At 47.1% G+C, this 8,832-nt stretch carries 7 protein-coding genes; 2 read left to right on the top strand and 5 right to left on the bottom strand.

Annotation, left to right across the window (positions count from 1 at the left end; genetic code table 11):
• Window positions 1-3,130 (top strand): Ig-like domain-containing protein (locus tag ABT58_RS21890; RefSeq protein WP_156168835.1); only part of this gene is annotated, 3,130 nt, incomplete at its 5' end.
• Window positions 3,131-3,248: 118 nt separating this feature from the next.
• Here the strand turns inward: ABT58_RS21890 and ABT58_RS21885 are convergent.
• From ABT58_RS21885 to ABT58_RS21870, 4 genes are all read right to left on the bottom strand, one after another.
• Window positions 3,249-4,049 (bottom strand): ParA family protein, encoded by an 801-nt coding sequence (locus ABT58_RS21885; protein ID WP_047876555.1) that lies wholly within the window; start codon window positions 4,047-4,049, stop codon window positions 3,249-3,251.
• Window positions 4,050-4,285: 236 nt separating this feature from the next.
• Window positions 4,286-4,546 carry a DUF5062 family protein gene (locus ABT58_RS21880; protein ID WP_047876554.1) on the bottom strand — a complete coding sequence of 87 codons (261 nt, stop codon included), beginning with the start codon at window positions 4,544-4,546 and terminating at the stop codon, window positions 4,286-4,288.
• Window positions 4,547-4,650: 104 nt separating this feature from the next.
• Window positions 4,651-5,820, bottom strand: a complete 1,170-nt coding sequence (locus ABT58_RS21875) for a DUF3080 domain-containing protein (protein ID WP_053063169.1) — start codon at window positions 5,818-5,820, stop codon at window positions 4,651-4,653.
• Window positions 5,821-5,982: 162 nt separating this feature from the next.
• Window positions 5,983-7,353 (bottom strand): MATE family efflux transporter, encoded by a 1,371-nt coding sequence (locus ABT58_RS21870; RefSeq protein ID WP_047876553.1) that lies wholly within the window; start codon window positions 7,351-7,353, stop codon window positions 5,983-5,985.
• Window positions 7,354-7,661: 308 nt separating this feature from the next.
• On the opposite strand from ABT58_RS21870, the gene ABT58_RS21865 reads away from it, so the two are divergent.
• Window positions 7,662-8,273 (top strand): riboflavin synthase, encoded by a 612-nt coding sequence (locus ABT58_RS21865; protein WP_047876552.1) that lies wholly within the window; start codon window positions 7,662-7,664, stop codon window positions 8,271-8,273.
• Between the two features lie 112 nt (window positions 8,274-8,385).
• Here ABT58_RS21865 and ABT58_RS21860 read toward each other — a convergent pair whose 3' ends face one another.
• A complete protein-coding gene (locus ABT58_RS21860; RefSeq protein ID WP_047876551.1) occupies window positions 8,386-8,589 on the bottom strand; it encodes a CPXCG motif-containing cysteine-rich protein in 204 nt (67 codons plus the stop codon).
• Between the last annotated feature and the right edge of the window lie 243 nt (window positions 8,590-8,832).

Raw genomic sequence — 8,832 nt, 5'->3', positions numbered from 1 at the left:
TGTCGAAGTGTCACCGCATGGCGATCGCGTGGATGTGACCGCACAAGTGACAGACCCTGCTGGCAATAAATCACCAGAAGCGACTGACAGCGCATTGGTAGATACCGATGCAGCATCAGCCCCAACGGTAGAACTGCTGGGCGATACCAGCGGTGATGGCGTCTACAACAATGATGAGCTGGGTGCTGACGGCACTGTGACGGCGAAAGTGACGCTGGCGGCTGACACGGCAGTCGGCGATACCATCACAGTGACGGACGGTGCAGGTAACGTCATTCTTGAGCGTGAAGTGACACAGGATGATCTGGATAACGGCATCTTTGTCGAAGTGTCACCGCATGGTGATCGCGTGGATGTGACCGCACAAGTGACAGACCCTGCGGGCAATAAGTCACCAGAAGCCAGCGACAGTGCCTTGGTGGATAGCGGTGTTCCATCGGTGACCGTTGAACTGTTAGGTGATACCAACGGTGATGGTGTGTACAACAGTGCTGAATTGGGTGCAGACAATACCGTGACCGCACAAGTGACCTTGACGGCGGGTACGCAAGTGGGTGATCGCATTGTGATCACTGACACTAACGGCAATGTGCTGGTTGATCGTGATGTGACGCAGGATGACCTCACAAATGGTATCCAGGTTGAAGCAACTGTGGTCGGCGGCAAAGTGGAAGTCACTGCACAAGTGAGCGATGCTGCTGGTAACACGTCACCAGAAGTGAGTGACAGTGCTTTGGTGGATAGCGGTGTACCATCGGTGAACGTTGAACTGTTAGGTGATACCAACAGTGATGGCGTGTACAACAGCGCTGAACTAGGTGCTGATGATTCGGTGACCGCCAAAGTGACGTTGGCGGCTGACACTGCGGTCGGCGATACCATCACTATCAGAGGTGGCAATGGTCAGGTTATTCTCGAGCGTGAAGTGACGCAGGATGATTTAGATAATGGCATCTACGTGGAAGTACCAAGGGTTGGTGACAAAGTGGAAGTGACCGCTCAAGTGACAGATCCTGCAGGTAACGCGTCACCAGAAGTGAGCGACAGTGCTTTGGTGGATAGTGAGCCAGCGCCTGCACCATCGGTCGAACTGTTAGGTGATACGAATGGCGACGGTATTTTTAACCTGAATGAGGTTTCAGCGGGTGCAGAATCAACCGTGTCGGCTCAGGTGACTTTACAGCCGGGTACGCAGGTTGGTGATCGTATCATCATTAAAGATACCACTGGTGCCATTCTGGTCGATCGTGAAGTGACCCAGAATGATTTGGATAATGGTATTCAGGTTGAAGTTTCTGTCGGTACTGTAAGTGGTAAAGATGGCGTTTCTGTGAGTGCCCAAGTCGTGGATGCGGCGGGCAACCCATCTTCTGTCGCGACAGATTCAGCAGAAGTAGATCGGACACCACCGCCAGCACCGACGATTACGTTCCAGGATGATGCCAATACAGATGGCATGTTCAACATTGATGAAGTGGCGGCAGGCCAAGCCGATACCGTCACTGCCTTGGTGAATTTACAACCGGGTACTGAAGTCGGTGATCGCATTGTGATCACGGATATTGATGGCACTGTATTGGTTGATCGTGTTGTCACTGCCGACGACTTATTAAACGGCATTGAGGTGGAGGCAACGATTGGTGACATTGACCCAAGTACCGGTGTGACAACAGGTGTTCAGATCAGTGCCCAGGTCACCGATCAAGCGGGGAACTCGTCACAAACGACAACCGAAAATGCGGAAGTTGATTTAGAGATTTCTACACCTATAGCTGATTTGGATTCAACCAGCGATAAAGGTTCTAGTAACTCTGATAACCTAACCAGCAATGATCAGCCTCAAATTAACTTGGATGGAATTGATGAGGATATTCACTCTATTACTGTGACGTTGACGCCGCTTGGTGGTGGCGATGCTATAACGGCAGAGGCGAACTGGGTGAATGGTCAGTGGGAACTGGCAGGAGGCATCCAACTTGTTAATGGCGAATGGCGTTATCAACCGGATAGCCAACTTGCAGATGGTAGCTATGAAATCACGGTTGACGTGGTGGATAAGGCAGGGAATACATCAACCTCTGATAAGAATAATCCTTTGGTGGTGACGATCGATAAAACGCTATCGGTGAAAGATACAGCGGTACGAGTTGATGAAAATACATTGGTTGCAGGCCAGGAGTTAGGCAGTGTTTTATCTGGTACTGAAACTGACATCGTGAATGTCGGGTTTTACTATAACAACACATTTAATTCCGTCAGCCATGATGGGTACTTTGCCATTGATGCCAACGGGGTAGTCAGTATTACTCAAGCCGGTATTGATGCGGGTTTGAATGATTACGAAACCTGGGTGACAATGGTTTCAGATGATGGTGCATCTTTAACCGATGGGTATGTTATTAAAGCACAGGATGAAGCGGGTAATGTTGGCATTAAAGAGTTCGAATATGCTGTCAACGACGTACCAGAACCTGTAGATGCGCAAGGTGAAGGTGGTGATGACAACTTGTATGTGGTTAATAACCAAATGACTTATGCATTTGGCGCCACTTATGATGAGTTTGGTAACCCAATTGCAGGAGCGGTGAAAGCGCCAGATAGCTATGATCCGTCAATGGGAGCCGTAATTGATGGTGCTGCTGGTAATGACCATATTATTGGTGGCTCAGGAAATGATGTAATTATCGGTGGTGTCAATGGTCAGCTGCATGGTGGTGGTGCCGGTGAAGCGGATGGTCGTCATTACGGCGATGTATTAGAAGGCGGTGCTGGACAGGATATCTTCCGTTGGTTGTCTGGTGATGATGTGGAATTAAATCACATCGTCGATAGTGAAAATGACGGTGTAGCCGTTGATATTATTACGGACTTTACACTGGGTAACACCAGCACTAATGATCAGGCTGATATTCTGGATCTGTCCGATTTGCTACAAGGTGAAACGGCCGATACGTTGGACCAGTACCTGTCTGTTACGCAAGAAGGCGATAATATTATTATCCACGTCGATACTGATGGGGTGGGTGGTAAAGATGTGACCCAGCAGATTGTTATGGAGAATATGGGGGGAGTTGATGCCAATACCTTCATTGATGACTTGTTGAATAATGGTCAGCTCACGATTGATTAATCGACAGTAGCATCCAATATTGAAGCCCACTGTGAGAACAGTGGGCTTTTTTATGGGCAAAGATTTTTTCGCCTGAGAGGGGGGATGACAGGGGCATTTGAGCGGTGTTGTTGAATCATTATTCTGTGTGTTGCACCTCGGCAGCCGTTTGACTCGCTTCCAGTGTTTGGAACAGTTGTGTAAATTGCTGACTGAGTTTGTGTTTGGGCAGTAAATGAATGAGCGGGGTTTGATGGTAGTGCGACTCTTTCATTTTGATGGAAAGCGGCAGATAAGGCTTCAGTACGGGCAATGCCAGATCGTTAAGATCATCAATGATCATGTTGGGGAATTTGGCATGGGCATTGAACATATTCACAATTACCCCTTCCACCTCTAACTTGGGATTATGATCTTCCCGCAATTCCGCCACGTTGTTTAATAACGTGAGCAGGGCTTGTTGTGAGAAGCTATCACAATCGAAAGGAATCAGTAACTTATCGGCGGCAATGAGCGCGGCTTTGCTGAAAAAATTAAGATTCGGGGGCGTATCAATGTAAATACGATCATAGCTATCGGCAAGTTCGTTCAGCGCGTCTCTTAGCTTGTAAATCTTATAACGCCGTTCGAGTTCAGATTCGATTTTTTCCAGTTTGGGGCTGGAAGGGATGATATCGAGTCCTTCATAAGCTGTCGGTTGAGTAAAAGCCTTGATGGGCGTTGACATCGAAAACCAGCCGACCGTTTGATTGAGTAAATCGGCAATGGATTTTTTGTTATCGATATTAATATCCACCCCTAAATAATGGCTGCTGTTACCTTGTACATCTAAATCAATCAGCAGTGTCTTATAGCCTTGTGCGGCACTCAATGCCGCTAAGTTGACCGTAATACTGGATTTACCCACACCACCTTTTTGGTTAAACACAACACGACGCATACTTTTCCCTTCTCATTAGAACTCCATAACAATAAGTTAGCGCACTGAGTATGCGCTATCAACATAGTCATGAGTAAACGAGAGCGATATGGCGAATTACAGATATTTTTGGTAGGAATCTGTGAGCATTCTTTCCATGAATGGCAGTAAATAAAATCGTGTTATCGCCATTCATGGAAGAATATCTGTTTGGTGAATGATTGTGGTTCGGGTTGAGTGTTGTACGAGTCAATGCATTACTGCAGCAGAGGGTGATCTGCCGGCAGCAGGCGTGAAATCCACAGTACCAGTTTGTGTTTCATATTCGGGCCGTCTTCTTGGTCAACCGCCAAAGGGGTGATTTGCTTGGCCTCGACTAATAATCGGTAAATACATTCAACTTTGTCTTTTGACGATACCGATTTATCAAGGTCACCGTAGCCTTGTTTTTTCGCATAGGCCATTCCGAGCTCTAGCGCCTTTTTGAGTAGCTTGGCGTCATTCTTTTGTTTTTTCATGATCGGTCCTGCCATCCTTAACAATGTCATTTCATCATAGAGCGAGATGGGTGAGGAACCTAGTGAAGAAGTTGATTTCTTTGTGGTCTGTCGATGAAGTGACATTAACGACTGCCGACACGGATATTACAGCGTTTAAAAGTGCGCTGCCAAAAGGCAACATGGCTTAGCGTGGCATCCCGAAAAGCCTGATGCTGTGTGCCTGCGAGGTAATATTGGTAATACTGTGTAAATGTCGGAGAATCCAATGGGCGTGGTGGTTGCAGGAGTGTCTGCAAGTAAGGCTGAATTTGCTGATATTGGGAATCTAATTGCGCCAGATAAGGCTGCAGCGTGGTGACAAAATGCTTGTGAAACACATTGTTTAAGTAAGTCGCTTTTTGCTGATTGCGATTTTCCCCACACGGAATGGTTTTTTCCTGTTCAGTCAGCATTGAGGTAATGGTATTGAGCCAATGGGTCGCATGTTCAATGGAATAAAAGAGCTGACCAGCATAGTGATAAGGATGTAGCTTTTCCTGATAGGACAAGAGGCGATCGATCTGTGCTGTACTGACGGCCTGTGTCGCTGCTGCTGTCGTTGCTGGTGCCGATGAAGATGTCGTTTGTGTGATTGTTTGCGTTGGCGACTGTGCTGTCGCCGGTGTGACCTTAATACGCTCTGCAAGGTGTTGTGTGTATGTATAGGCATTGAGTGCTTCATTGAAGCCATAGAGCTTTTGAGGCGCAAAGGCTCGGTGATGCAAAGTGAGCTGTTGTCGCCATTCTTCCCCCGTCGTAAGCATATTCCATAAGTAGATGGGGAGCAGGCGTTGCTTTTGTTCCTGATAATCCTTTAACGTGTTGTATAACTCAGCGTCCTTAGGCAATACGGTTAAGCAATGCTGTAACCCATTTAAAAATAACAACTCGTAACGTAACTGACGGGTTTTATCTTGTACCTTTCCCAAAATAGAGTTGCGCTCTGCAATCAAATTAAACAGCCCACATTTTCGCAATTCATAGGCATCGAGCAGGTTGATACGTATATCTTCCACGGGGAGGGTCAGGTCACGAGTCGGAGGAAAAGGGGGAAAGGAAAAGTCGTCTGGCGCTTGCGGTGAAATGTCTAGCACATTGGCAAGACGGTCTTGATAAGTCTCAAATTGTGCATCGGCAGATTGCCTGTCACAGCCGACAAAGAACACTACGATACAGAGCCACCTGCTGAGATGGCGAAGCCAAACTGGCGTTTGCAGTGCTTTGTTGAACAGTGGAAATCGGCGTAATGGCATGCGTAATGATGACCTTGTCAGTGTCGGTGTCGGTGTTTGGGTCTGTCAGGCTGACGTTGTGATACCAAAATTATACGCATGAAACGAACAAGGCGACCAATTGGTCGCCTTGTTGTGTATGAGATAACGTTATCTCTTCTTGTAATGTCTTAACGTGGTTTTTTAGCGTAAAGACATCGCGATTTGTGCATCGTCATCCTGACGTTGTACCCAGTATAAACGGGTACCCAGCATAATAGCCGCTGCTGTCAAACCGATAATATTACCGATCCAGAAGCCGTGAGGGCCCATAGGCGGTACGAACCAACCGGTAATACCCAGGGTGTAACCAATCGGTAGCCCCAAGATCCAGTAGGCAATGAAGGTACGAACGAAAATAGCACGCATGTCTTTGTAGCCACGGAGTGCACCCGCTGCTACCACCTGAATTGCATCCGTACACTGGTAGATAGCCGCCAAGAATAGCAACTGACCCGCAATCATGATGACTTCAAGGTTGTCTGTGTACATTAATGCAATGGACTCACGGAAAAGCACGGTACAAGTTGCGGTGATCATGGCGATACATAGTGCGACAAACAGGCCACTGCGACTGGCAATTTTCGCTTCGAACAACTCCTGACGACCCAGTAAGTGACCCACGCGGATACTCAGTGCTGCACCTAAACTCATCGGGATCATAAAGATCAGCGATGAGAAGTTACTGGCAATCTGGTGAGCCGCGACGGTGATTGAACCCAGAGGTGAGATCAGCAGGGCAATCGCCGCAAACAGGGACACTTCAAAGAAGATAGACGCGGCAACCGGTAAGCCCATTTTGAACAAACGCTTCAGTGCACTCAATTGTGGTTTGTGCCACTGTGCAAACAATCCCACACTGTTAAGGCGCTTGTTTACTTTGATGTATACCAACATAGAGATAAACATCAACCAGTACACCAGCGCGGTTGCCACACCACAACCCACACCACCTAATGCTGGGGCGCCGAAGTGACCGTACACAAAAATCCAGTTTAGTGGGATGTTAGCTCCCAGGCCAATAAAGCCAATGATCATGGCCGGGATGGTCATAGACAATCCTTCCGAGAAACTTTTCAGTGTCTGGAAGAATAAGAAAGCAGGAACCGCAAACAACACTGCGTGCAGGTAGCCAATGGTTTTCTCAGCCAGCGCTTTTTCCACGTCCATCATGTCAATCAAGGTACCGGCATTGTAGAGCACGAGCATAATAGGCACGGAGATACACGCAGCGAGCAAGAAGCCGTGCTGTACTTCAAAAGGGATGCGCTCTTTTTTGCCAGAACCATTTAGGGTCGCCACAATCGGTACAATGGCGATCAGCAAGCCCACACCAAATAGAATGGATGGAAGCCAGATGCTGGTTGCGACAGATACCGCTGCCATGTCGGTAGCACTCACGCCCCCAGCCATGACGGTATCAACAAAGCCCATGGATGTTTGGGCGACAGAAGCGATAAGCACCGGAATGGCTAGCTTAAGAAGATGACGTGTTTCACGCCTGTAATTGTGCACGTAGTGGCTCCCGAATAGCGGATATAAGAACGCGTGAATTATAACGACAGATGGCGCTGATACAATTGTTGTTATTAGAAAACCCGTAAAGAATGTAACGTTTTTTGAATGGTAAGATTAACCATCTGTTCCATAATGCTTTTTTGCGATATGAAGCCATGATTCCTGGCAGGAAAAGTGTGTAAGGAAAGGCGCTGAGGTTGCGGTGTAAGTACGAAGAGACAGGGATAGGGATGCGATATCAGCGATTATGGTACTATCGGTTTACGCCTTAGCAAAATGTACTGACGAAGTAAGAAGGGGAAAACATGTTTACAGGCATCGTTCAGGGGATGGCAAAAGTTGTTGCGATAGAGAAAAAAGACGCTTTTCAAACCCATATCATTGAATTAGAAAACGCCATGCGAGAAGGACTGCAGATTGGTGCGTCGGTAGCGCACAACGGGTGTTGCCTGACGGTCACCAAAATTGAGGGCAATCAGGTGTCTTTTGATTTGATGCAGGAAACGTTGGCGGTAACGAACCTGGGTTTGCTTGAGGTGGGTAGCCACGTCAATATTGAGCGAGCGGCTAAGTTTGGTGATGAAATCGGTGGCCATGCGATGTCAGGACATATCAATGTCACTACCGAGATTTGTGCGATTGAAACCACCGAGAACAACTGCACAGTGTGGTTTACGGTACCGCAGGATTACCAAAAATACATTTTGCGTAAAGGTTACATGGGGATTGATGGCTGCTCATTGACCATTGGTCAGGTGAATGATGATCGTTTCTGCGTGCACTTAATTCCAGAAACATTGCAGCGTACCCTGTTTGGTCAGCGTATCGTGGGCGATGTGGTTAACATCGAAATTGATCCACAAACGCAAGCCATTGTCGATACGGTGGAGCGAGTATTGGCGGCGCGCGATCTGTAACGGATTTGCGGCGATATGAATTAGCCCGTTCTACTCAGGGTAAAAAAGAATAAGGCTTGGGTATATCACCGAAGCCTTATTTTGTATGTGATGATTGATAAAACGTAAGGGATTAAAAGATTTGCTCGTCGTCAGCATCAACAAATAAGTTGATGGTTTTATGGAGTTCATCGACTTGCATGTTTAAGTGAATCGCATGGCAGCATGCCGGGCAATCATCATAGAATTCCTGACTGCCTTGACTGGCATCCAATGTAATTCTGATATTGTGTCCACAATGCGGGCATACCACAGCTTGCTCAGTGTAATTAGACATCATCAGCTCCTTAGCAGGTACACAGTACGAAGGAGAAGCCTGAATGGCTGTGCATTTCAAACAGCGCCAGCATCATAGTGGCTTCATTTATTGATTTGATTTTAGCGTTCGCCATTCGTTTTCGCTTAAAATTAACTGTAAACCTTGAGCAGGCTGAAGAATTTCAATTAATGTGCGAATGAAAAAAACAGAATGCGATAAATTGGCTGGATGTTTTTATATTTCTATGGAAGTGGTGGGGAA

It is taken from the genome of Photobacterium aphoticum, assembly GCF_001029435.1.
GTDB lineage: Bacteria > Pseudomonadota > Gammaproteobacteria > Enterobacterales > Vibrionaceae > Photobacterium > Photobacterium aphoticum.
The sequence above is the reverse complement of the archived record's forward strand: the minus strand, read 5'-3'. Positions and strand labels throughout refer to the sequence as shown.